Source organism: Roseateles sp. GW821-FHT03B02 (assembly GCF_059421025.1).
In genome coordinates this window covers 321,472-344,802 of the sequence record NZ_JBWKUV010000005.1, presented here as the reverse complement: position 1 = coordinate 344,802, position 23,331 = coordinate 321,472, and the positions used below count along the sequence as shown (strand labels likewise).

17 protein-coding genes, 1 tRNA gene and 1 pseudogene are annotated in these 23,331 nt (G+C 70.1%); 6 read left to right on the top strand and 13 right to left on the bottom strand.

Annotated features, from left to right (window positions below; all coding sequences use genetic code 11):
* Positions 1 to 8: 8 nt before the first annotated feature.
* Positions 9 to 227, top strand: a complete 219-nt coding sequence (locus tag AC07VX_RS16290; RefSeq protein ID WP_268165700.1) for a DUF2788 domain-containing protein — start codon at positions 9 to 11, stop codon at positions 225 to 227.
* On the top strand, positions 224 to 844 hold the full coding sequence (locus AC07VX_RS16285) for a YitT family protein (RefSeq protein ID WP_493167392.1): 621 nt from the start codon (positions 224 to 226) through the stop codon (positions 842 to 844). The genes AC07VX_RS16290 and AC07VX_RS16285 overlap by 4 nt, the downstream gene beginning before the upstream one ends.
* Here AC07VX_RS16285 and AC07VX_RS16280 read toward each other — a convergent pair.
* The 4 genes from AC07VX_RS16280 to AC07VX_RS16265 form a co-directional block, all read right to left on the bottom strand.
* A complete protein-coding gene (locus tag AC07VX_RS16280; protein WP_493167393.1) occupies positions 829 to 1,416 on the bottom strand; it encodes a DUF3501 family protein in 588 nt (195 codons plus the stop codon). The genes AC07VX_RS16285 and AC07VX_RS16280 overlap by 16 nt on opposite strands.
* 76 nt (positions 1,417 to 1,492) lie before the next feature.
* Positions 1,493 to 2,842 carry a (Fe-S)-binding protein gene (locus tag AC07VX_RS16275; RefSeq protein WP_493167394.1) on the bottom strand — a complete coding sequence of 450 codons (1,350 nt, stop codon included), beginning with the start codon at positions 2,840 to 2,842 and terminating at the stop codon, positions 1,493 to 1,495.
* Positions 2,843 to 3,001: 159 nt separating this feature from the next.
* A complete protein-coding gene (locus tag AC07VX_RS16270; protein ID WP_331176299.1) occupies positions 3,002 to 3,421 on the bottom strand; it encodes a rubrerythrin family protein in 420 nt (139 codons plus the stop codon).
* A gap of 77 nt (positions 3,422 to 3,498) precedes the next feature.
* On the bottom strand, positions 3,499 to 4,368 hold the full coding sequence (locus tag AC07VX_RS16265; protein WP_493167395.1) for an alpha/beta hydrolase: 870 nt from the start codon (positions 4,366 to 4,368) through the stop codon (positions 3,499 to 3,501).
* A 168-nt stretch (positions 4,369 to 4,536) separates the two neighbouring features.
* On the opposite strand from AC07VX_RS16265, the gene AC07VX_RS16260 reads away from it, so the two are divergent.
* The 4 genes from AC07VX_RS16260 (at position 4,537) to AC07VX_RS16245 (ending at position 8,915) form a co-directional block, all read left to right on the top strand.
* Entirely contained in the window at positions 4,537 to 7,182 is a 2,646-nt protein-coding gene (locus AC07VX_RS16260) for a winged helix-turn-helix domain-containing protein (protein WP_493167396.1), read from the top strand.
* A gap of 159 nt (positions 7,183 to 7,341) precedes the next feature.
* On the top strand, positions 7,342 to 8,301 hold the full coding sequence (locus tag AC07VX_RS16255) for an NmrA/HSCARG family protein (RefSeq protein ID WP_493167397.1): 960 nt from the start codon (positions 7,342 to 7,344) through the stop codon (positions 8,299 to 8,301).
* Positions 8,302 to 8,312: 11 nt separating this feature from the next.
* Positions 8,313 to 8,388: transfer RNA gene (locus AC07VX_RS16250), tRNA-Ala, on the top strand.
* 251 nt (positions 8,389 to 8,639) lie between these two features.
* On the top strand, positions 8,640 to 8,915 hold the full coding sequence (locus AC07VX_RS16245; protein WP_493167398.1) for a MipA/OmpV family protein: 276 nt from the start codon (positions 8,640 to 8,642) through the stop codon (positions 8,913 to 8,915).
* A 54-nt stretch (positions 8,916 to 8,969) separates the two neighbouring features.
* Here AC07VX_RS16245 and AC07VX_RS16240 read toward each other — a convergent pair.
* The 9 genes and pseudogenes from AC07VX_RS16240 to AC07VX_RS16200 all read right to left on the bottom strand — a co-directional run bounded on the left by AC07VX_RS16240 (position 8,970) and on the right by AC07VX_RS16200 (position 23,325).
* Positions 8,970 to 10,715 (bottom strand): annotated as a pseudogene (locus tag AC07VX_RS16240) (CocE/NonD family hydrolase).
* Positions 10,716 to 10,746: 31 nt separating this feature from the next.
* Complete coding sequence (locus AC07VX_RS16235) at positions 10,747 to 11,796, bottom strand: alpha/beta hydrolase (protein ID WP_493183909.1); 1,050 nt, start codon at positions 11,794 to 11,796, stop codon at positions 10,747 to 10,749.
* The gene (locus AC07VX_RS16230; RefSeq protein ID WP_493167400.1) at positions 11,793 to 14,906 is read right to left on the bottom strand and encodes a CocE/NonD family hydrolase; all 3,114 of its coding nucleotides are present in this window, start codon (positions 14,904 to 14,906) and stop codon (positions 11,793 to 11,795) included. The genes AC07VX_RS16235 and AC07VX_RS16230 overlap by 4 nt, the downstream gene beginning before the upstream one ends.
* A 40-nt stretch (positions 14,907 to 14,946) precedes the next feature.
* Positions 14,947 to 17,664, bottom strand: coding sequence for a TonB-dependent receptor plug domain-containing protein (locus AC07VX_RS16225; RefSeq protein ID WP_493167401.1), 2,718 nt, complete (start codon positions 17,662 to 17,664; stop codon positions 14,947 to 14,949).
* 209 nt (positions 17,665 to 17,873) lie between these two features.
* Entirely contained in the window at positions 17,874 to 18,764 is an 891-nt protein-coding gene (locus AC07VX_RS16220; RefSeq protein ID WP_493167402.1) for an amino acid ABC transporter permease, read from the bottom strand.
* Between the two features lie 23 nt (positions 18,765 to 18,787).
* Entirely contained in the window at positions 18,788 to 19,651 is an 864-nt protein-coding gene (locus AC07VX_RS16215; protein ID WP_493167403.1) for a transporter substrate-binding domain-containing protein, read from the bottom strand.
* Between the two features lie 2 nt (positions 19,652 to 19,653).
* Positions 19,654 to 20,907, bottom strand: a complete 1,254-nt coding sequence (locus AC07VX_RS16210) for a CaiB/BaiF CoA transferase family protein (protein WP_493167404.1) — start codon at positions 20,905 to 20,907, stop codon at positions 19,654 to 19,656.
* Positions 20,908 to 20,929: 22 nt separating this feature from the next.
* Complete coding sequence (locus AC07VX_RS16205; protein ID WP_493167405.1) at positions 20,930 to 22,066, bottom strand: CapA family protein; 1,137 nt, start codon at positions 22,064 to 22,066, stop codon at positions 20,930 to 20,932.
* A complete protein-coding gene (locus AC07VX_RS16200) occupies positions 22,063 to 23,325 on the bottom strand; it encodes a 2-hydroxyacyl-CoA dehydratase subunit D (RefSeq protein WP_493167406.1) in 1,263 nt (420 codons plus the stop codon). The genes AC07VX_RS16205 and AC07VX_RS16200 overlap by 4 nt, the downstream gene beginning before the upstream one ends.
* Positions 23,326 to 23,331: the final 6 nt, after the last annotated feature.

The window sequence follows — 23,331 nt, the reverse complement described above, 5'->3', positions numbered from 1 at the left end:
AACAAACCATGTGGGGCTACACCGAAGCTGAAATCGCGCAGTTCGGCCTGACCTTCGGGGTCACGGCGTTCATGCTGTACATGGTGTTCATCATCCTGCAGCTGGCGCGCGAGTCCAAGGCGGGCCGCTTCGGCACCTTCGTGCTGCTGCTGGGCCTGGGCTTCGGCCTGGTGGGCTTCGCGGCCAAGGGCGTCATCAAGTACTTCCTTTCCGGAGCCATCGGATGAAGCCGGCAGCGGCCGTGAGCCGCACACTGAAGCACAGCCATTTCGAGGACGCGCAGGCGCTGCTCACGGGCACGCTGTTCGCAGCGCTCGGCGTGGCCCTCTTCAAGCAGGCCGGGCTGCTCAGCGGCGGCACGGTGGGCATCGCCTTCCTGCTGCACTACGCCTTCGGCTGGTCGTTCGGCGCGCTCTTCTTTGCCATCAACCTGCCCTTCTACGTGCTGGCCTGGCGCCGCATGGGGCCGGCCTTCACGGTCAAGAGCCTGCTGTCCGTGGCCCTGCTGGCGGGGCTGGCCGAGGCCCTGCCGGGCTGGCTGAGCATCAGCCAGCTCAACCCCTGGTTCGGCGCCATCGTGGGCGGGCTGCTGGTAGGCGCCGGGCTGATCATGCTGTTCCGCCACAAGGCGTCTCTTGGCGGGCTCAATGTGCTGGTGCTCTGGCTGCAGGAAACCCGAGGCTGGCGCGCCGGCTATCTGCAGGCCGGGCTGGACACGGCCATCCTGCTCGCCGCCCTGCCCCTGGTGCCGCTGGACCGCATCGGGCTGTCGCTGCTGGGCATGGCCGCCATCAACGCGGCCTTGGCCATCAACCACCGGCCCGGCCGCTACGTCGCCACCTGAACCAGATCACCGGCCAGGCTGGCCAGCGTTTCCGGCGCGATCTGCACATGCGCCGGGTAGTGGGTGTGGTCACAGCCCAGCTTGACGCCCGCGCCCGCCTTGACGGCCTGGCGCATGGCCGGCGTCAGCTCGAAGCGGACGAAGTGCACGGCCGAGGTCTTCTCGTCGTTCTCGCGGTCGAGGTCCTCGTCGGCGACGGCATAGACGCGCGGCTGGCCTTCCACCTCGATGAACATCCGGTCCTCGACGCCGATCAGCCTTGAAAGTTCGCGCCGGCGCTCGTTCGGATCGGGGTATTCGATGAGCATCGTCGCCTTCCAGTTCGTGCCGTCGGGCACCAGCGGCGCGTAGGCATCGATCTCGCCCTGGATGCCCTCTTCCTCGAAGATCTTCTCGATGCGCAGCATCTCCTGGATCTGGTAGCGGATCGTGCGCTCGTCCTCGAACTGCAGGTTCAGATGCTCGCCCAGGCGCACGCTGCGCAGGCGGCGGTGGGCAACGATGGAACTCTTCTCGACCTTGCGGAACTTCGCGTAGGCCTCCAGGGTCATCAGGCTGTCGACGGTGATCATGGCTGTAGCGCCCGGCCGCCCGTAGCCACGGCCGCGCCCCCTCGGGGGACAGCTGGCGAAGCGAGCGTGGGGGCGTTCATTTAAGTCCGTAGGCGGTGCGCATCAGGGTCAGCGGGTGAGCCAGCGCCTTGGGCGGCGTGCCGGCCTGCGTCATGCCCTGGGAGATGTGGTGGCCGGCCAGCGCGCAGTCGCTGGCGATGACGTCCGGCTCGTCCTTGGCCATGGCCTTGAAGACGGGCTTGCCGATCTTCATCGCCACCGGATGGTAGGGCGTCTTCACGCCGTAGGTGCCCGCATGGCCCGAGCAGCGCTCGACGGTGTTGAGCTTCACGTCGACGCTCTGGCCGATCAGCTTGAACATCTCTTCGGTCTTGCGGCCGATCTTCTGCACCCGACCATGGCAGGGGATGTGATAGCTGACCTTGCCGAGCGGTTGCTTGAAGTCGGTCTTCAGCAGGCCGTCCTTGTGGCGGGCGACGAGGTACTCGAAGGGGTCCCACATCGCCTCCTGCACGAGCTTCACATCCGCCTCGTCGGGGAACATCAGCGGCAGCTCCTGCTTGAACATCAGTGTGCAGCTTGGGATGGCGGACAGGATGGCGAAGCCGTCCTTGGCATAGGGCGCCAACACGGCGATGTTGGCCGCCTTGTGCTTCGCCACCGTGTCCAGATCGCCCAGTTCCAGCTTGGGCATGCCGCAGCAGGCTTCCTTCTCGACGATGACGTAGGGAATGGCGTTGTGCTCCAGCACCTTCAGCAGGTCGAAGCCGATGCCGGGCTCGTTGTAGTTGACGTAGCAGGTCGAGAAGATGGCCACCTTGCCCGGCGTGCGCTCGCCGTTGGTGACGACCTGCGCCAGCGCCTTCGGCGCGCTCCAGCGGAAGCGCTTGGTGGCCAGCTCCGGCAACCAGGCCTCGGGGTGAACGCCGAGCTGTTTGTCCATCAGCTTGCGCGCCGTCTTCGTGCGGTTCACCGCGTTGACGGCCTGCACGACGACAGGAATGCCGGCGAACTGGCCATGCACATCGGTCGAAGCGAGGAATTTCTCTGCCGCCCCGACCTCGCCCTTCCTGAACTTGATCGCCTTGGCGCGCAGCATGGTGTGCGGGAAGTCCAGGTTCCACGCATGCGGCGGCACATAGGGGCACTTGGTCATGTAGCAGAGGTCGCACAGATAGCACTGGTCGACGACCTTCCAGAAGTCGCGCTTGTCGACGCCGTCGAGTTCGCCCGTCTTGCCCTCGTCCACGAGGTCGAACAGCGTCGGAAAGCTCTGGCACAGGGACACGCAGCGCCGGCAGCCGTGGCAGATGTCGAAGATGCGCTCCATCTCGTGGAGGCATTTCTCCTCGTCGTAGAACTCGGGGTTCTTCCAGTCGAGGGCGTGCCGGGTGGGCGCTTCGAGGTTGCCTTCTCTCGTGGTCATGTGTGCCTCTCGTCCAACGGGTACGTTGGCCGATCTCCCAAGGAGATGGCAGGCCGGCTTGGGGCGGCCCGGCGCTCGGCCCGCCGCCACGCTTTCACCTCAGCGCTCTTGCGGCGATCTCCCAAAGAAGACGGCCGCTTCTCAGCAGCCGTTTCAGGGTCAGTCCACCAGCGCGTCAAGGGCCTTCTGGTAGCGGTTGGCGTGCGAGCGCTCGGCCTTGGCCAGCGTCTCGAACCAATCAGCGATCTCGTCGAAGCCTTCGTCGCGCGCCGTCTTGGCCATACCCGGGTACATGTCGGTGTACTCGTGCGTCTCGCCAGCCACGGCGGCCTTCAGGTTGTCGCGCGTCGCGCCGATGGGCAGGCCGGTCGCCGGGTCGCCGACGGCCTCCAGAAATTCGAGGTGGCCGTGCGCATGGCCCGTCTCGCCCTCGGCCGTGGAGCGGAACAGCGCCGCCACGTCGTTCTGGCCTTCGATGTCCGCCTTGTTCGCGAAGTAGAGGTAGCGGCGGTTGGCCTGGGATTCGCCCGCAAAGGCGTCCTTCAGGTTCTGCTCGGTCTTGGATCCTTTCAAGCTCATCGCAGTCTCCGTTGGGGAAAGACGGTGACGCTACTCCCTCGCCGGCCCCGTCATCCAATCGTTAGCTTCAATGCACCTCATAGCAGCCCGCTATACCAGCGCAGGCCGAGCAGCCGGCGGGCGAGCTGGTGCGAGCGCCCCTGGGGATCGGCCAGGTCGTGCAGCACGGTGAAATGGTTGCAGCCGGGCAGCTCCTCGCAGACCGGCACGGCACGCGCACCCCAGGCCTGGCGGATCAGGCGATTCTGGCGCCGGAACTCCTGGCTCTCGTCGGCACCGCACAGCGCGTGCACCGGCCCCTCGGGTCGCGGGAAACGCGCCGGGCTGAGCCGGCTCACCGCCGCCGCGTCCAGGCCCAGGTCGGCCTGCAGCCAGGCCACGCGGCGCAACGGTGCCAGCTCGTGCAGGCCGGAGAGGGACATCGCACCGGCCAGCAGACGCTTCGGCAGGTCATGGCCCAGGCGCTTCCAGTCGCAGCAGGCGGCCATCGTGGCCAGGTGGCCACCCGCGGAATGCCCCGCCACGACGATGCGCGCGGGGTCGCCGCCCAAGCCCTCGGCATGTCGCCGGACCCAGGCCAGCGCCTTCACCACCTGCAGCGCGATGCGGTCAACGCTTGCCACCGGGCACAGCGAGTAGTTGGGCAGCACCACCATGGCGCCCTCGTCGACGAAGGACGGCGCGAGAAAGGAATGGTCGGACTTGTCCAGCGCCCGCCAGTAGCCGCCGTGGATGAAGACCAGCACCGGGGCCCTGTGCACCGCGCTCGGGAACACGTCCAGCGTCTCGTCCGGCCCTTCGCCATAGGCGAGGTTCAGCTGGGCCGGCAGCCGGGCGCGCACCAGCGCCGAGGCCTCGGCCCAGCGCGCCAGGCAGCGGGCACTGTCGGCCACGCGGGCGCGGTTGTCGTACTGGGCAGCGAACCAGGCGTCGTCGTGTCGGCTCATGTCGGGATGAAGAGGGGGTATGGCTCCAATGGCTCTTCAGGGCGATGTCGCCTTGGGCGCGACGGCCCTAAGGTGCGGGACAGCGGGCGCGGCGGATTGTCGGCATCTTTGCGCCCCCGCAAGCCGCAGCTGCGCTTCCTAGAATCCGCCGGCACCGCCAACCCGCACATGCCCCAGACGTCCGCCCTGCCCAGCAAATACCGCGTGCCGCGCGCCCGCCGCGACACCGTGGCCCGCGCGCCACTGCTGGCGCGCACGCTGGCGCAGGCAGCCGAGGCACGCGTCGTCCTCGTGCAGGCACCGGCCGGCTTCGGTAAGACCACCCTGCTGGTCCAGCTGGCCGAGGCCCTGGCCGCGGCCCCGGGGGGCGAGGTCGTCTGGGTGTCGCTGGACGCCGAGGACGACGACACCAACCGCCTGTTTGCCGCGCTGATCGGCGCGCTGGCGCCGCTGGACCTGCCCTGGGACGTGCCGCCGGCGGCCGTGCTGGCCCAGTTGCAGGATGCCAGCCCCACCGCGCGCGCGGCCCTGACCCCCCTGCTCAATGCCCTGGGCGCCCGCCCCGAAGCCCGCATCGCGCTGGTGCTGGACGATCTGCACAACATCGCCGACGCTGCCGCGCTGCAGCTGCTGGACGCCTTCATCGAGCGCGCGCCGCCCGAGGTCTGCGTCTTCATCGGCAGCCGCGTGACGCCACCGCTGTCGCTGGCGCGCTGGCGCGTTGCGGGCGAGCTGGTCGAGCTGGGCTTCGAGGACCTGCGCTTCGACCTGGACACCGCCCAGGCCCTGTGCCGACTGCGCGGCCTGGAGGCCCCCTCCGAAGAGGCCCTGCGCGCTGCCCTGGCCCGCACCCACGGCTGGGCCGCGGGTCTGCAGCTGATGCTCGGCAGCGTGCGTGACCGCGGGGCCCTGCCCACGCTGATCGGCCCGGCCGCCCACCGCCACCTGTTCGACTACTTCGCGCAAGAGGTGCTGGCCGAACTGCCCGCGACGCTCCAGGACTTTGTGCTGCGCAGCAGCGTGCTGGCCGAGCTCAGCCCCGCGCTGTGCCAGGCCGTCACGGGCCGCGCCGATGCGGCCGCGCTGCTGGAGGGCCTCTACGGCCGCCAGCTCTTCCTGCGCGCCCTCGACGAGGCGGTGCCGGTGCTGCGCTTCCACGACCTGTTTCTCGACTTCCTGCGCGGCGAGCTCGAACGCCGCCTGCCCGGCCTGGCCGCCGAGCTGCATGCCCGCGCGGCGCCCGTCGAGCCGCTCCCCGAGCGCGCCATCCAGCACTGGCTGGCCGCCGGCCGCTGGGCCGAAGCCGTGACCGGCATGCGGCGCTGCGCCGAGGGCATGCTGGCCGTCGGCGCCAACCAGCAGCTTGAGCGCTGGATCGAGCAGTTGCCCCCCGACTGGCGCGAGGCGCACGCCGAAGTGGCCCTGCTGCGCGGCCTGTGCGCCTGGTCGCGCTGGGACTGGCTGCGCGCCCGCGACGAATTCCAGCGCAGCCACGACGCCTTCGAGCGCGACGGCGATGGCCCCGGCCGGTATGTCGCCCTCGGCATGCTGGGTGCCTGCCACAACGCGCTGGCCGACCTGGAGCTCGCCCGCCAGGCCATCCAGGACGCGGCCGACGCGGCCCTGCCGCCCGAGTTGCAGGTGCCCTTCGACTCCCTGGCCGCCTGGAACGGCATGGCCCGCGGCGACGGCGCCGCCCTCGTGCAGGCCCTGGACGCCATGGCCGACAACATCAGCCGCGCGCCCCAGACCCGCTACCCCAACGTTGTCGACATGGGCTACGGTCACTACGTGGGCCTGCCGGGTACCCGCCCCGTCATGGAAAGGCTTCAACGGGCCTGCCGCGGCCGCTCCCCTCTCGAAGGCGAGGTGCAGGTGCCCGCTCTGGACGCCTGGCTGGCCTTCTGGCACGGCGAGCCCGATGTTGCCGAGGCCACGCTGCAGGAGCTGCGGCAGTTGCAGCGCCTGCTGCCCGGCGTCTTCATGCTCAACGTCGGCGCCCAGCACCTGCTGGCCCTGACCCTGGCCGTGCGCGGCCAGCAGGACGAAGCCCTCGCCGCCTCCGACCGCGTGCAGCAGGCCTTGCAGATGCCCGAAGCCGCCGGACAGCGCAGCGGCTGGCGCCGCACCTATCTGCACATCCAGGCCCGCATCCTCTGGCGGGCCGGCGACGCCCCCGGACTGGGCAGGCTGCTGCCCGACCTGGCCGCAACGCGCAACGAGCGCGAGTGGCCGGTGCTGGACACCGGCGCCGCGCTGGTGCAGGGCCAGCATGCGCTGCTGCTGGGCCAGCCGGCCGCTGCTCGCCCGCATCTGGAGCGCGCCGTGGCGCTGCAGGCCCGCTGCCGCCTGCCGGCCTACATGGCCGACGCCCGGCTGGCGCTGGCGAGTTGCTGCCTGGCCCAGGACGAGCCCGACGCAGCCAGCCGGCTGCTGGACGAACTGCTGGCCGAGGCCGCCCAGGACGAAGGCATCGGCCTGCTGTTGCTGGAACCCCCCGGGCGCCTGCAGGCCCTCTGGCAAGCCGTCGAAACCCGGCTGCAGACTAGCGCCGCCATCCAGGCCACTCTGCGCGCCCGCCTGGACGCCTGGCAGCCCAACCCCACCGCCGCGGCGCCCATCGCCGCCCACGAGCTGCTGTCGGCACGCGAATGCGAGGTCATGGCCCTGCTGGCCGAAGGGCAGAGCAACAAGCTCATCGCCCGGGCACTGGACCTGAGCCTGCACACCGTCAAGCGCCACGTGGCCAACATCCTCACCAAACTCGCACTCGACAGCCGCACCCAGGCCGCCGCCCACTGGCACCGTCGCTGAGCGACGCCCTTGCGTGGCTCGCCGCCTGCGGCGCAATGGCTCCACCGGGCGATGCCGCCGCGGCCCCGGATCCGGAAGATGCCCGCCAAGCCAGCATCCCGGAGACCCCATGCCCCATCCCCACATCTCGCCCACGCCGCTGCCACGGCCCAGCCGGCCATGAGCCGCCCGCTCATTGCCATCTTCGGCGCCACCGGCGCCCAGGGCGGCGGCCTGGCGCGCGCCCTGCTGCGCGACCCCTGGCAGCGCTTCGCCGTACGCGCCCTCACGCGACAGCCGGCCGCCCGCGCGGCCCGTGCCCTGGCCCAGGCCGGCGCCGAAGTCGTCGAAGCCGACCTCGACCGCCCCGGCACCCTGCCAGCAGCCCTGGCCGGTGCCTACGGCGTGTTCGGCATCACCGACTTCTGGGAGCACTTCAGCCCCGAGCGCGAACTGCGCCAGGCAGCACGCCTGGCGGAGGCCGCCGGGCATGCCGGCGTCCGCCACCTGGTCTGGTCGACCCAGGAAGACACGCGGGCCAGCCGCGATGCCGGCTGGCAGGTGCCGCAGATGGATGCCAAGGGCCAGGCCGACGGCTTCTTCCGCGACCTGCCCACCACCTACTTGCTGCCTTCCTTCTACTGGGACAACTTCATCCAGCTCGGGTTGCACCCGCAGCGCACGGCTGCGGGTGCCTTGGTCTGGCCCCTGCCCATCGGCTCGGCGCCGTTGTGCGGCATCGCCGCCGAGGACATCGGCAGTTGTGTGGCGGCCCTGTTCGTGCAGGGCGAGGACGCAGTCGGCCAGCGCATCGGCCTGGCCGGCGACCAGCTGAGCGGGGCCGAGATGGCGGCCTGTCTGGGCGCCGTGCTGGAAGAGCCCGTACTGCATCAGCCCGTCACCCCCGCGGACTTCGGCCGCCAGCCCTTCCCGGGCGCGGCCGAAATGGCGCGCGCCTTTACCTTCCAGCAGACCGAGCACGCCCGCTACTGCGCCATCCGCCCGCCCGAGCTGGCACGCAGCCTGCACCCTGGCCTCCTCGATTTCGCATCTTGGACCCGGGCCCGCGCCGATGTGCTGCGCCAGTTGCTGCGCGCGCCGGCGGGCCGGCCTGGTGCCGGCCGCCTTCCCCTATACTGACGTTCCGCGTGGGGGGGGTAGCTCAGCTGGGAGAGCGCCGCGTTCGCAATGCGGAGGTCGGGAGTTCGATCCTCCTCCTCTCCACCAAATTTTTTCCTTGCAAATCAAGAACTTACGGCGCTCGATTGAGCGCCGTTTGCTTTTGGTTTTCTGGCTTGGGGACGCTATGGGGAATGGACCGCCCAGGCTGGGTAGGCGGCCTCCCCAGGGCAACACCGGCCCTGGCCCTGGGGCCGTGGTGCCACTCGATCCGCTGGCCCAGTACCTACCCCTGACCCAACGGGCGAACAGCGCCCAGGCGCGTGCCTTGCTGGCCCGTAAAGCTTGAATTTGGCGGAGTGTGTCCGCATGAGTCGCAGCTTGATCGTTATCTGCGCACCTACTTCGGAGTGACCGCGCAGCAATCGCGGAAGTCCGGGTACGCCAGCTTCACCCCCAAGGCCGCCTTCTACAAGTCCGACGTGACGCTGACCTGGAGCCATCGCATCGACGAGCACTGGAGCGTCACCACGATGGGCGGAGTGACCCGGCTGCTGGGAGATGCTGGCGATAGTCCGTTGGCTCGTCGCAAGACGTCGCCGCAAGGTGGGGTGCTGGCCTCGTACAGCTTCTAAGGCGCTGGCGCCCCCCGGCTTGCCTCGTCGTCACGGCGCCGGAGCGATTCACCATCAAGGCTGCAGCGGCACGAAAGGCAGGTCGATGTACGAGGCCTGCGCGCCACCGCTGTGCACCGACACGACCGGCACTGGCGACGTCCATGGCGCACTGCGCTGCCGTGGGTCGGCGCCGGTGATGACCAGCCGCAGCCGGTCGCCCTTGCGCAGCAGGGTCGAGGTCGGCAACAGGTCGAAGCGCAGTTCCTGCGGCACGCCGGGCGGCATGGGCTGGTGGTCCTCGCGAAAGCTTCGATGCCAGGGCAGGCCCAGGTAGTCGTAGGGCGGCGTCCCCAGCTTGCGGTGCGAGGCACGCAGGCGGCCGTGCGCGCGCAGCGCCGATGTGCCGTCGGGATGCACTTCTTCGAGTTAGGCGAACACGTCGCCATCGGCCGTCGTCATCGACGCCCACAACGACACGACGGCATGGCCGGTGAGCTTGGCGTCGGCACCGAACGGCTCAGTCACGTAGCTGAGCCCATGGCCGAACTGCGAGACCGGCCAGAGCAGCGTCTGGCCGTCTTGCCCGACGACCGAGTAGTCGACCTCGAACCGCAGGGCCGACGGCTGTCCGGGCCTGCCGGTCTGCAGACGGCCCTGGGCCGCCCCCTCCCCCGCCCCCGCTGACAGGAAGTAGCGTTGCATCCGCGTGCCCGGCAGGGGCCAGCGGTCGGCGCTGCTCCACGCATGGCCCGGCTCGGCGTTGTAGGTGTAGTAGTAGATCGACGGCTCACGGTCGATGCCGTTGTCCACACCCTTGAGGTAGCGGTCGAAGTAGCGCAGGTGCTCGCTGAACATGTCGAACTGCTGGCTGCGGCAATGGCCCTCGGGGCCGATGAGCAGCTTGACGACGTTCTTCAGGTTGGCCCGCGCGATGAACTGCTCGGCCGAGAATTCGTCAGCCCAGCCGGTCCAGCGGTACATCACCGGCCCGTGCATCTCGACGGCATTGCGGTGGGCGCTCAGGCTGGTCTCCTCCCAGAACCTGCTGTTCAGCAGCGCCGAATGGTCGTCGCGGTAAGGAATGTTCTGCCAGATGCTGGCCATCGCGGTGTTCTTCGCATGCGCCTCGCGGGCCGCGACAAGCGCCAGACCCTGCGGATCGGCATCGACGGGCAGCGTGCCCACGCCGAGGTCGCGCGGGTCTTCCGGGCGGGTGTGGAACTGCGCTGTCAGGCCGCCGCGCGACACGAAGTCGTAGCGGTTGAAGGCCGATGCGCCGGGGAAGATCGCCTTCAGGCTCGGCGGCGTCGTCATGGCCGCGTTGTTCTGCGAGTCGCCCACGTAGGAGCAGCCCATCATGCCGACCTTGCCGTCGGACCAGGGCTGGCGCGCCAGCCACTCGGTCATGTCGTAGGCGTCGCGCCCTTCGGTGCTGTCCTGCATGCCCCGGCGCGTTCCGAAGGACGCCCCCTTGCCGCGGGTGTCGACGATGGCGACGACATAGCCGTGCAGCGTCAGATCCCGCGCCGGCATGAAGGTGTTGCCGCTGAGCTGGATGGAGCCGTCGGCAGCGCGCACGGCACGCTGGTAGGGCGTATGGATCCAGACGACCGGATAGGGAGTGGCGACGGGCTGGCCGTCTTCGCCGACCGGGCGGTAGATGTCCACCGCCAGCCGGGTGCCGTCGCGCACGGGCACGTAGACGCTGACGCGGGACCAGCTCTTGTACAGACGGGGCGAGTAGCCGGAGTACTCACCCGGCCTCGACACCGGCTCGGCCTGGGCGCCATGGCCGACCAACGCCACCACCACCGCCATGCACTTCAGCAGCCCGAGGACGTCCACCACGTCAATCGACCAGCTTCTTGCGGACGTGCCAGTCCGGCTGCACGCACAGCCCGCAGCGCTCGCCCTTGAACATCCGGGCCGCGGCCTCGTCGCCCTTGAGCTGCCACCGCAGCCAGGCCACCGCCACCGGACCGAAGGCGCCACCATGGCTCTCGCGGTAGGTACCGCTGTGCCCCGTCTTCTCGCGCCAGGCACGCACGACGGGCACGCCGCTGATTCGCTCGAAGTCGTCATCGGCGTTCTTGAAGGCCACCTCCGAAGGCTCGCCGGTCACGTAGATCGCCGGGGTGTGCATCTTGGCCACGTCGGCCTTGGTGACGCGCGACGCGGCGATTTCCCAGGCACGCGACTCGACCGGGAACAGGCCGCTGTTCCACACGCCCAGTGTCTTGACGCGCGGGTCGCGCGCCGCATCGATGGCCTGCACGCCGCCGCAGGACTGGCCCATGACGGCGATGCTGGCGATATCGATGCGCCCGGCCAGCGGGCTGCCGGCGCGCTGGTTTTCGGCGATGGCCCAGTCGATGGCATCGATGAACTGGTTGGCCGTGGTGTAGGGCGCGGCGGGCCGCTGGGTGTCCGACGGCAGCCGGCCGCCAGCGGCCATGACCGCCGCCGGCGAGCCCAGCGCCGGCTGGCCGCGGGACAGGAGGCTGCTGCCGCTGGTGATGCTCTCGACCTCCGCCGGGCCGATGGGGCCCAGCGACACGGCCAGGAAGCCGTGCGAGGCGATCTCGCTGAGGAAGTGGCGGAAGCGGTTGCCGGTGTTGACGCAGGCCCCGTTGCCCCACACGACGATGGGCAGCTTCTCGGCGCCCAGCGCCGCCAGATCCTTGGGCCGGTAGATCGTGTGGCTGGGCAGCGTCGGCTCGGCCAGCATGACAGCCGGGTAGCGGCCGGTGCCCAGTGGCGTATCCGGCGTCACATAGGGCGCGTTGGGCCCTGGCGGAAACTCCACCGGCGCCGGGCTCGCGCCCTGGGCGAAGGCGCTGGACAGCGCCAGCGCCATGGCGGCTGCGCATGAAGACTGCTTGAAGACCTGGAAGGTCATGACGGGCTCGCTTTCGTGGGTGACGGGCACACCGGCAGTGACTGGCCGGCCGCGTGAACAAGGGCCGCGCCGGCGGCCTGCAAATCGCAGGCCGTGTAGCGGCGCACGAAACGGGGAGGCTCGAAGGCGATGAAGCGCGACTCGCCCAGCCCCGTCGCCGCGGCCGCCCGGTTCATCGCCGCCGCGTCCGTGGCGGGCCAGTCGCCGGACTCCAGGCGCCGCACCAGCGCCTGCACGGCGGCCACGGTTTCCGCAGGCTTGAAGCCGCAATGGCCGGCGCTGGCCGTGTAGAGCTGGCGCAGCTGGGCCGACGCGCCCGCGGCCTGCGCGACGCTCTCGTAGAACTGCTGGCCGGCCACGGCCGAGATGGGGTCGCCGATGCCGCTGAGCGTCAGCACGGGCGCCATGAGCCGGCCATCGAACACGCCGGTGGCCATGTAGCCGACGGCCTTGGGATCGGCAGAAACCCTCGGCGCGCTGGCCAGCCGGGCCAGGTCAGCCTTCAGGTCCAGGCCGGCCCGCTGATACAGCCGGGCGATCAGGCCCTCGGCGTCCACCTGGCGCAGCAGGTCGGCATAGTCGACGCCGACATTCGACGTCACGTTGCCCCCCGCCAGCGCCTCGATCTGCGCCCGGCTGCTCATGGCCTGGGCGACCAGGGCGCGCGGCATCACGAGGCTGTCGGCCAAGCCCGCCTCGCGGGCGTCGAGATCGTCGGGCCGTGGCCTCGGCTTGGCCGGATCGGCCCAGTCGGGCAGCTGGCCCAGCAGGGCCGCCAGCGCCAGGCGTGCGCGGCCTTGCGGGCTGCTGCGCGCGCCGTCCAGCACCCTCAGCCAGGCCGGCAAGGCGGTCGTCTGCCAGTCCCTGGGAATGCCGACGACGGGCAGGTCGGTGTCGGGTGCCAACAGTGCCTTGGCGGCAAACAGCGCATCGAACTTGGCCTGCCATTGACCCACCGATCCCGCCAGCCCGGGGCAGAGGGCCACGGCGCCGCTCCAGCGCCCGGGGTAGGCCTGGAGCGCCACCGCCGCCGTGTGCCCGCCCTGCGAACTGCCGAACTCGACGGCATGCCTGGGCTTGCCATGGGCCCGCTCGAACAGGTCGAGGGTCCGGACGGCATTCTCCGCGGCCTGGTGGATGGCCCAGCCCGTGACGGTGCGCGTCGTGCCCGCCATCGCGAAGCCGGCCGCCATCAGCGCGCGGCTCGTGGCGCCAGCGTCGTCCGGCGCCATCGGGTCGCGCCCGGCATAGTCCAGCCCCACCAGCACCGTCCCGTTCCAATGGCCGGGCACGTCGATGCGATACGGCGTGCCGTCCGGCAGCCTGCCATGGGTGGTGGCGGCCGGTGCGGCGGGCCTGACGAAGGGCAGCGTCACCGACGACGGGTGCGCCGCATCGTTGAGCAGGGTCAGCACGGGCGCCGGCACCACAGGCGCGAGGTTGCGCTCGCGGTAGTCCGCCCCCGCGACCGAGATGCGGATGCGGTGACCGGCCTTGAACACGTGCGAGATCGGCAGGAACGCGAAGCGCAGCTGCACCGGCTCGCCGGGCTTCAGCGCCTGCGCATCCTCATGGTGGGCGCGGTGATACGGCAGGCCGAAGTTCTCGTAGCCCGGCGTGCCGAGCTTGCGCAGCGAGGCCTTCAGCCGGGCGTCGGTGACCTGGGCCACGCTGCCATCGGGCGCCACGTCTTCAAGATAGACGAACACATTGGCATCCGGGCCGGTCGACGAGATCCAGAGGTCGGCCAGCGCATCGCCGGTCAGCTCCGTGTCGGCAGCCAGCGGGGGCGTGACGAAGTGCGGGCCGCCCTGCGCCTGCGGGCAGGGCGGGAAGCCCGTCAGCAGGCCGTCCGGCCGCTTGCGCATGCCGGGGCAGTCGAGGTCGTAGCGCACCTCGAAGCGCGTCGCGTTGCCGGTGCGGGCGGGCGCCTGGGGCGACAGCTCGGCGCCCGCGAGGAAGTACCGGGCCGGCACGGTGCCCGGCACGGGCCAGGACCTGGCGGAGCGCCATTCCTGCCCGGCCGGTGCGTTGACGGTGTAGTAGTGGATCGGGTCGTCCTGGCGCAGCCCGGTGTCGATCTGCTTCAGGTGGGTGTCGAAGAAGCGCTGCATCTCCGACAGCAGGTCGAAGTCGCCGTTCTCGCAGTGGCCCCAGGGGCCGATGATGAGATGGCGGTCGCCCGCCATGTTGGCGAAGGTCACCAGGCCCTGGCCCCGCAGGTCGTCGCGCCAGCCGCCCTGCACGTAGACGGCGGTACCGGAGGCGCGCATCTGCGGCAGGTAGCTGGCGATGCTGCCCTCGTACCAGAAGCGGCTGCCCACGCCCTGCGCGTAGTCGTCGCGGAAGGGCATGCCCTCCCACATCTGGCGCAGCACGGTGCCCCCCTGGTGCTCCTCGGCGGCCTGGCGAAGCAGGACCTTGGCCTCGTCGCCCTGCACCGGCGTGTTCTTCAGGTCGTCCGCGATGCTGCGCTCCGGCCCCGTGCCCCAGTTGGCGAAGATGCCGCCGCGCAGGAAGCCGTCGTACTTCTCCCAGGAGAAACACCCCGACCACGCCGCCTTCAGGTGCGGGTTGGCCGCGGTGACCGCGTGCATCGCCGCGTCGCCGGTGTTGGAGCAGCCGTAGACGCCCACCGCCCCGGTGGACCAGGGCTGGGCAGCCAGCCAGTCGATGACCTCGTAGGCGTCATAGGCCTCGGTGCGGTCGTTGTAGCCGCGGCGCTTGCCGAAGGACGGCCCCTGGCCGCGGCGCGCCACCTGCACGACCACATAGCCCTGGCGCACCAGCAGGGGCGCGTCGCGGTGCCCGCGCGGCGTCTGGCCCACCGGCCCGCCGTCGGCGCCCGGGCCGGCGATGGCCAGCGTGTGATGCCAGATGACGGGGAAGCGGCCTTCGACCGGCCGGCCATCGCGGGCCGGCCGCGTGATGCTGACGGCCAGGCGCACGCCGTCGCGCATGGGCAGGTAGAGCGACGTGGTCACGCTCTCAGCGTAGGCCGCCTGGGGCCGGTACTGGCCGAAGCCGGCCGGCTGCGCGGCGGTGGTGCCGGCCCAGGTCGCCAGCAGCAGGGCCGCTGCCACGGCCCGGCGGATGCAGGCTCTCGTCATGTGGGTGTCCTCGGGCAGCGCGCCAGGGGCCTTGCCGGCATCAGAAGCGCTTGTCCAGCGAGAGCGACACGATGCGGCCGATGGGGTTGCTCAGGCTGGGGTCGAAGCCGCCGCCGCCGTTGGAGCTCTGCGCCACGTTGACGAAGGGCGGCTTCTTGTCGAAGAGGTTCACGGCCCCCACGGCGATGGTCGCATCCTTGAGCAGGCCGGCCTCGGCCTCGAAGGTGTAGGCCAGGCGCACATCCATCGTCGTGTTGGCCGCCACCTTCTGCACCGGCGTGGTGAGGTTGTTGTCGTAGGCGTTCTGGTGGCTGAGCGCGAAGTTGGCCTGCCACGGGCCCAGCGCCCAGCCCAGCGACAGCCGCGCCTTGAACTTCAGCGGGTTGTAGATGGTGTTGAGCTGGTCCACCTGCGCGCTCGCCGGGGTCTGCGCCACGCGGTACCTGGTGAACACGGTGCCGTTGGCGCCGAGGGTGAAGTCGCCCAGGTTGCCGCCCAGGATGCGCGTCGTGGCCTGGAAGTCGAAGCCGTTGGACTGCGAGCCGCCGAGGTTGAACTGGCGGCCGTCCACCAGCAGCGTCCAGGTGGCGGGCAGCACGCCGGATGCGAGCGGATAGGTGGCGATCGCCTGGGCGACGGCGGCCGCCGACGGGTTGCGCTGGATGATGGACGTGCCCGCGAACTGGGCCTCCCGGTTGAGCACAGTCAGGTCCGACAGATAGCCCACGATCTGGTTGTCGTACTGGATGTCGAACCAGGTCAGGCTCAGCTTGGTGGCGTTGCCGATGGGCAGCTTCCAGTCGAAGCCCAGCGTCTTGGTCTTGGAAGTTTCGGGGGTGAGGTCGGTGTTGGCCCCGGAGATGGCCACACCCACGCGCAGCGCGCCGCCCTGAGTGGGGTCGGAGTAGTTCTGCACGTACAGCCCGCCCTTGCCGCCGTTGGCGAAGCCGCGAATCTGCGTGAGGCCCGGCGCGCGGAAAGACGTGCCGTAGCTGCCGCGCACGGCGAGGTTCTCGACCGGCTCCCAGGTGACGCCCACCTTCGGGTTGTCGGTGCTGCCCACGTCGCTGTAGCGGTCCGTGCGGGCAGCCAGGCTGACGGCGAGCCGGCGCAGGCCGGGCAGCGCGTTGCGCTCGCCGAAGAGCGGCACCAGCAGCTCGGCATAGGCCGACTTCACCGTGCGGCTCAGGCTCACCTCGCCGAACACCGGGTTGGTCGCAGGGCCGTTGGTCTGGCCGCCGGTGGACGCCGACTTCAGCCACTCCAGGCCGACTGCGGCGCGCAGCTTGCCGCCCGGCAGCTCCATGACGGAGCCGTCCGCCTTGACCACCACGTTGTCTAGCTTGGTGAGGCCCGGCGAGTACGAGACGTTGTTGGAGATTGCCGCGAGGGTGGCGGGGTTGTTGGGGGCCGAGCCGAACACGTTGAGCGCCGTGGCGGGGTTGGTGTCGGCCAGCGCGGCCGTGATCGCGGCCGTGTTCAGGCCATGCAGGGTGACGGAGAGATCGCGGTTCTCACCGTGGGTGACCAGCGCACCCGCCTTCCAGTCTCCCCCGAGGTTGACGTCCACGCCCACCGTGGCCTGGGCCGTCTTGGAGCTGCCGTTGGCCGTGTTCACGGGCAGGTCGTTCAGGAAGGAATAGGCCACCGTTTCCGAGCCCCCCGCGGGGGCGCCGGCCGGGCGAACGTAGAAGGGGTTGGTGCCGGGAACCGTCAGGTTGGAGGCCAGCATGCCGGGTCTGAATCGGTAGTCCCGCTTTGACACCAGCCCGTCGGCGTAGAGGCTGATGCCCTCGGACAGGTTCTGGTTGAAGGTGAAGGCCAGGCTGTTGCGCTCCTGGCTGGGCAGCAGATCCTGGTACTTGAGGTTGTCGCACTTGTTGGCGGTGCCGGCCACCAGGGCCGAGCGGTTGGCGGCCGTGACGCCGCCGCTGGGGATGGCGTAGGACACGCCGCTGATGACGATGTTGCCCGGCGCGCATTGCGTGGACCGGAAGTCGCCGCCACCTTGCGACGTCAGGTTGCCGGTGAAGAAATCGCGGTCCTGGCCGTTGAGGGCGCTGCGCAGGGTGTTCTCGAAGGTCAGCGCGAGCTGCCCGCCCTGCCACTTGCGTCCCCACAGGCCGCCGACCTGGCGCTCGTGGTAGCGGTCGCCCACGCCGAAGCGGGCATAGGCCTGGGCCCCGTTCTCGTTGCGTCGCATGATGAGGTTGGCCACGCCGGCCACGGCATCCGAGCCGTAGAGGGCGGAGGCGCCGTCCGCGACGATCTCCACGCGCTCCAGCGCCAGCGAGGGCAGGATGGACGGATCCACCGCGGCGCCCGTGGTGCCCTGCCCCACCACCCGGTGGCCGTTGACCAGCACCAGCGTGGCGTAGGGGCCGATGCCGCGCAGGTTGATGGACGAGCCATAGGTGATGTTGCCGGAGCCGCCGGACTGGCCGCGCGAGCTTTCGGACACGCCCAGGTTGAACACCTGCGGCAGCTGCTGGACGAGCTGGGCCGTCGACGTAGCGCCCGAGGTCTCGATGTCCTCGCGCGACATCGCGTTGACGACGGCGCCCACCGGCACGACGCCGCGGATGCGGCTGCCGGTGACGACGACGGTGTTGAGCTGCTGCGTGGCCGCCTCGTCCTTCCCGTCCGCCGCGGGCGCGGCGGTCGTCTGGGCGATGGCGGCGGCGTGCGAGGTCAGCACCAGCACGGCCACGCAGACCGGTCGGAGCGTGGGCAGGCGGTTCGAGAGGGCGTGGTTCATCATGTCTCCTTGGTTGTCTGGGCAGGGCTCCGCCAGATCCCCTCCTGAACGGGGGCTGTGCGGAAGATTCAGTACGCGGTGACGGGCTTGCGCCCTTGGTCGGAAACCGGTGGATCGCTGTCAGATTCCGTGACGATCTCCATCGATGACGTGGCGCCGCCATCGGAGACGCAGCCTGGCGGGCAGCCGCGTCAACAGGTGATGGGACATCATGGGCCTCCCTTCGCGGCGCTCGCCTCCGCCGGAATCTGCGGCGCATGTCCGCGAGAGAAATGGGCTTCCATGCGCCGCTGCAGCAGCGACAGCAGGCTGAAGATCAGGAGGTACCAGATGACCGCGACCAACAGCAGCGGCACGACCTTGAAGTTGCGGTTGTAGATGGTCTGCACCGAGAACAGCAGGTCGGTCATCGCGATGACGCTGACGAGCGAGGTGCCCTTGAGCATGCCGATGACCTGGCTGCCCGCGGGCGGCAGCACCATGCGCATGGCCTGCGGGAAGACGACGCGCCAGAAGGCCCGCACCGGCGTGAAGCCGAGGGCGCGGGCGGCGTCATGCTGGCCGCTGTCCACGGAGAGGATGCCCGCACGCATGATCTCGGCCATATAGGCCGCCTCGTTCAGCGCCAGGCCCAGCACGGCGGCGATGAAGGGCGTGATCAGGTCGTTGGTGTCCCAGTCAGGGCCGAAGGGGATGCCGATGCGCGGGATGAGGTAGGCCAGGTTGTACCAAAACAGCAGCTGGATCAGCAGCGGCGTGCCGCGGAACAGCCAGGTGTAGAAACCCGCCACTGCGCGGCCCGTGGCGAAGCGGCCCAGCTTCATCAGCGCCAGCACCGTGCCCAGCACCGTGCCCAGGGTCATGCCGAAGACGGTCAGCACGATGCTGATGCCCAGGCCGTTGAGCACCGTCTTGGCCGTCAGGAATTCGGCGACGACGCCCCACTCGAAGCGCGGGTTGGAGATCAGAAAGTAGACGACCTGCAGGCTGACCAGCGCCACCAGCACGTTGGCGATCCACCGACCGATGCGCAGCCGGGGCTTGGCCCGGGCCACGTCGTCGAGCGGGGCATTGAGGAAGTCAGGCGTGGCGGTGTTCATGGTGGGGGGTTCCTCTCGTCGCTTCACTTCGCGACATTCAGCTGGGCCTTGTCGACGCGCACGGCCGCGACGCCCCAGTGGTTCATCACGCGCTCGTAGTCGCCGCTGGCGATCAGCACGGTCAACGCGGCCTGCATGACCGGGCCAAGGCCGGACCGCTTGGTCACGAACAGGCTCAGGATGTCCTTGCCCAGACTGCCGCTCTCGTCGCTGTACATGCCGAAGCGCGTGCCGTTCTCGTGCACGGCATGCAGCGCGGCCGTCAGCGTCATGCCGGCCAGGTCGGCGCGCCCGGCCTGAGTGGCGACCAGGGTCATGTTGGTGTCCACCAGCGGCACGTGGATGGCCGGCGGGCGGCCCTCCTTCTCGCAGCGTTCGACGACGCGGTTGACGACGCGTTCCGTGACGCTGCCGGCCACGTAGGCGATCTTGCGGCCACAGAGGTCGGGCACCTGCGCGTAGCGCGCCGGCCGGTCGGTCGGGAAGACGAAGGCCGGGCGGGTGTTCATCCAGGTCACGCCGTCGAAGCGCTTCTGCCGCTCGGCCGTGGCCACCGCGGGGCCCAGCGCCAGGTCGTAGCGGCCGGCTTCCAGGCCTGCCAGCGTCGCCGACAGGCTGTTCACGACGTGATGCCGGATCGGCACGCCCAGCATCTTCTCCAGCGCCCGCGCCAGGTCGGGCTCGATGCCGGCGCTGATCTGGCGGTCGTCCGTGACGATACGGTAGGGCGGATGCGAGTCGCCGACGAAGCGCAGCACGCCCGCCTTCCTGATGTCTGCGGGCAGATGGTCGTAAAGCGGCGCTTGCGGGTCGGGCGCTGACAGTCCGGCGGCAGAGGCGAACCGCACCACCGCCAGGACCAACAGGATGAAGGCTTGCTTGGCCATGATCAGATCACGCCCGCAGCGTTCAGCGCGCCCAGGTCGGCCTCGCTCAGGCCGAGCAACTCGCCGTAGATCGCGCCGTTGTGCTCGCCCAGGTTCGGCGCCGGCTTGTCGAAGCCGGCAAAGGCGCCGGTCATGCGGATGGGCAGGCCGCCGACGATGATGTCATCCACCGCGCCATAGACCGGGTGCTCGATGCGCTCGGTTTCACCGCGGGCCAGCAGCCGCTCGTCGCGCGTGGCCTCGCCCGGATCCCGCACCCGGCCGGAGGGCACGCCGGCGGCCTCCAGCGCTTCGACTGCCTCGTCGGTCGACAGGGTGCGCGACCAGGCTTCGAGCAGCGCGTGAAGTTCGCTGCTGTTCTGCACGCGCTGGTCGCGGCTGGCAAAGCGCGGGTCGGCCGCCAGATCGGGCCGGCCCATCGCCGCGAAGAGCGAACTGGTGAAGCCGTCAGTCGGCGCGCAGACGGCGATGTAGCCGTCCTGCGTGGCGAAGATGCCGAAGGGGGCGAGCCGCGGCATGGTGTTGCCCGAGCGCGTCTCCTGCCCGGCCCGGCGCATCACCTCGAAAGGCTCGGCAGCCACCAGGGCGGTGATGGCGCCCAGCAGCGACACGTCCACATGCTGGCCCCTGCCCGTGGTGCGCGCCTGCATCAGCGCGGCCAGCGTGCCGATGACGGCGAACAGCGGCGCCGTCAGGTCGCCGAAGGGCACACCCACGCGCACGGGCGGCGCACCGGCGTCACCCGACGTCATCATCAGTCCCGAAAGCGCCTGGACGATGGTGTCCATGGCCTTGTTCTGGCGCGACACCATGTTGGCGCCGAAGCCGCTGATCGACGTGTAGACGATGCGCGGGTTGATGGCCGCGCAGGCAGCGTAGCCGGTGCCCAGCCGGTCGGCGGTACCGGCGCTGTAGTTCTCGACGACGGCGTCCGCCTTGGCGACGAGCTTGTCGAACAGCGCCCTGCCCTGCGCGTCCTTCAGGTTGAGCGTGATGGACTGCTTGTTGCGCGCCCGCTCCATGATGGCCAGGGACATGTCGTCGCTGTGCCGGCGCACCATGGCCACGCCGTCGCGGCCGAGGAAGGGCGCGTTGTTGCGCGCCGTGTCCGGCACCTTTGGGTTCTCGATCTTGATGACGCGAGCACCCAGGCCGGCCAGCAGCAGCGTGGCATAGGGGCCGGCCAGCGCCGTGGTCAGGTCGAGGATGGTGACGCCTTCGAGGGGGCGCGGCAGGTTGTCGGTGTTGGTACGCACGGAGGTCTTTCGGATTCGTTGGTCAGCCCGGCAGCACCGAGACCCAGTCGTCGTCCCGCCATTCAAGGCGGACCTTGAGGCCCGCCGTGCGAGAGATGCCGCGGATGTACTCGACCACCGCTTCGCCGCCCTGGCCGCGCTGCAAGGGCACGGGTCTGGCGTCGATGTCGATGTAGCAGGGGATCAGGCCGGCCTCGACCACGCCGGCGGCGTTGACGCGGCAGCTGGCGATGACGGTATTGCGGCTTTCCGGGTGGAAGGGATAGGTGGGCATGGCCGGGTCGGGCGCGAAGCCGAACAGCTGCTGGCGGCGCTTGGCCCAGGCCAGGCGCTCGGGGCTGTCGTTCTCGCTGACGGACAGGGCACGCGTCACGCTGACGAAGTTGCCCAGGCCGTGATAGATGGGCTTGCCGCGGTGCAGCTCGACGCCGCGCATGATGTGGGCGTGGTGGCCGATGACGATGTCGGCGCCGGCATCGATGGCGGCGCGGCTCACGGGGCCCTCGTACATCTCGATCCTGGCCGGCGTGTGGCCCACGCCCTTGTGGAAGGCGACAACGACGATGTCCACCTGCGCACGCAGCGCGGCGATGTCGTCGGCCATCGCGGCCAGGCTCTCGGGCGCGGCGAAGGTGTAGATCGTCGGCGGGCCGCCGGGGCTGGCGTAGTCCAGCTCGTAGTGGGTCAGTACCTTGACGTAGGCGCAGCCGGGTTTCCTGGACGTGGCCCAGGACTCGCGCGGGCCCACGCAGTTGTAGCTCAGCACACCGACTCGCACACCCTTTCGGGTGACGATGGCCGGCTTGCGTGCCTCGGCCAGGTTGGCGGCGGCGCCGGTGGGCGCGATGCCCAGGCCCTGCAGCGTGGCGGCGGTGTCCAGGATGCCGGCGGGGCCGCAGTCGGCGATGTGGTTGCCGGCCAGCGTGGCGACGTGAAAGCCCGCCTCGGCCAGCGCCGTGAGGTGGTCGGGGTCGGCCGGCGGCGCCGGGATGTCGGTGCTCTGCTCTGTGCCGCGCCGGGTGTGCGGCACTTCCACGTGGCCTATCACCAGGTCGCCGCGGGCCAGCACCTCGCGGCTGGGGTCGAACAGCGGGCCGGGGTTGGGCTCGTCGAGGATGATGTCGCCCACCATCAGCAGGGTGATGTCGGTCGTGCTCACAGGCGCTCCTCGATGAATTGCGCCATGCGGGCCTGCATGGCCGCCTCGTCCCAGTCGCGACCGTCCACCATGTCGGACTCGATCATGATCGTGGGGATACCGGCCTTCTCCAGCGCATCGGCGATGAAGAGCTTGCCCGCCGCGGCCGGACGGTTGCCCTTGGGCATCAGCACGACGGCGCCGTCGATGCGGTTGCGCTGCGCTTCACGGACGATCCACGACGGCGCATACGGCGGGTTGTGCAGCACCTCGTTCATCGTCACGACGCGGCTGGCGAGTGCGCGCAAGGGGTCGTCCAGGCCGTAGCGGATGTACCAGTCCGGGCCGAACGGCAGGTACATCGACCAGACGAAGGTGGCGCCGTGGCTGTCCTCGAAGGCGTTGTAGAAGGCCGTGTTGTGCCAGAGGCCCGCGCCGACCCACATCAGCCGCTTGCGCTCGCCCGGGCAGGCGGCGACGCCGGCTTCGACGCGCGCCTTGACCTCGTCGCGGAAGGTGCGGGCATGGTTCAGCGCCCACTCGCTGCCGCGATGCCACTGCGTGGCCATGACGTTGCTGATCTGCTCGCCGATGCGCACGGGGCTCCTGGGCGCGTCGGCGATCAGTTGGCGGGCCTCCTCGAAATACTCTTCCTGCTGGTTCACCCGCTGAAGGAAGGCGCGCAGCGCATCCTCGTCGAAGGCGCGGCCGCTGATGCGCTCCAGCACCGTGATGAGCTCCTTGAGCTCGGCCACGGCCAGGTCCAGGCGCTCCGGTTCACAGAGCTCGGCCCAGCGCTCGCGCGACAGCTCCCACCAGTTGGCGGGCAGCACGCTGGAGCCCGGGGCTTCGAGCGCAAAGAAAGGCGCGCCCATCAAGTCGGCCCATTGCTGGAAGACGCGCTGCATGCAGTCGCAGGTCAGGCGGGCGCACAGGATGGCCGGCTGCGGCAGGCCGCCCCAGGGCGCACGCTCGCCGAGGTCAATCTTGCTGGTGGCCAGGCCGATGCTGCAGTAGCGGCACAGGCTCTCGTTGTAGCCCAGCTCGTTCATGCCGTCGAGGTAGTCCTGCGAGAGCCGCTTGGCGGCGACGACCGCCGCCCACCACTGGTTGGTGACTACGGGCACGCCCATCACGTGGAACAGGTCGTGCGGCGTGTCGGCGTTGATGATGGCGTAGGGCTTGTGCTGCTCGAACACGTCGCGGCGCAGCTCGGCGAACCAGGCCTTCTGCTTGTCGCCGGCGGCCTGGGTGCAGTGGAGTTGTTTGTCGTTGGACATGGTGGT

What these genes read in the sequence shown, in the direction of transcription:
- AC07VX_RS16260 (WP_493167396.1), top strand. Translation starts at nt 4,537, where the DNA reads ATGCCCCAGACGTCCGCCCTGCCCAGCAAATACCGCGTGCCGCGCGCC.
- AC07VX_RS16225 (WP_493167401.1), bottom strand. Translation starts at nt 17,664, where the DNA reads ATGAACCACGCCCTCTCGAACCGCCTGCCCACGCTCCGACCGGTCTGC.
- AC07VX_RS16220 (WP_493167402.1), bottom strand. Translation starts at nt 18,764, where the DNA reads ATGAACACCGCCACGCCTGACTTCCTCAATGCCCCGCTCGACGACGTG.
- AC07VX_RS16280 (WP_493167393.1), bottom strand. Translation starts at nt 1,416, where the DNA reads ATGATCACCGTCGACAGCCTGATGACCCTGGAGGCCTACGCGAAGTTC.
- AC07VX_RS16215 (WP_493167403.1), bottom strand. Translation starts at nt 19,651, where the DNA reads ATGGCCAAGCAAGCCTTCATCCTGTTGGTCCTGGCGGTGGTGCGGTTC.
- AC07VX_RS16235 (WP_493183909.1), bottom strand. Translation starts at nt 11,796, where the DNA reads ATGACCTTCCAGGTCTTCAAGCAGTCTTCATGCGCAGCCGCCATGGCG.
- AC07VX_RS16270 (WP_331176299.1), bottom strand. Translation starts at nt 3,421, where the DNA reads ATGAGCTTGAAAGGATCCAAGACCGAGCAGAACCTGAAGGACGCCTTT.
- AC07VX_RS16285 (WP_493167392.1), top strand. Translation starts at nt 224, where the DNA reads ATGAAGCCGGCAGCGGCCGTGAGCCGCACACTGAAGCACAGCCATTTC.
- AC07VX_RS16230 (WP_493167400.1), bottom strand. Translation starts at nt 14,906, where the DNA reads ATGACGAGAGCCTGCATCCGCCGGGCCGTGGCAGCGGCCCTGCTGCTG.
- AC07VX_RS16265 (WP_493167395.1), bottom strand. Translation starts at nt 4,368, where the DNA reads ATGAGCCGACACGACGACGCCTGGTTCGCTGCCCAGTACGACAACCGC.
- AC07VX_RS16275 (WP_493167394.1), bottom strand. Translation starts at nt 2,842, where the DNA reads ATGACCACGAGAGAAGGCAACCTCGAAGCGCCCACCCGGCACGCCCTC.
- AC07VX_RS16290 (WP_268165700.1), top strand. Translation starts at nt 9, where the DNA reads ATGTGGGGCTACACCGAAGCTGAAATCGCGCAGTTCGGCCTGACCTTC.
- AC07VX_RS16255 (WP_493167397.1), top strand. Translation starts at nt 7,342, where the DNA reads ATGAGCCGCCCGCTCATTGCCATCTTCGGCGCCACCGGCGCCCAGGGC.
- AC07VX_RS16200 (WP_493167406.1), bottom strand. Translation starts at nt 23,325, where the DNA reads ATGTCCAACGACAAACAACTCCACTGCACCCAGGCCGCCGGCGACAAG.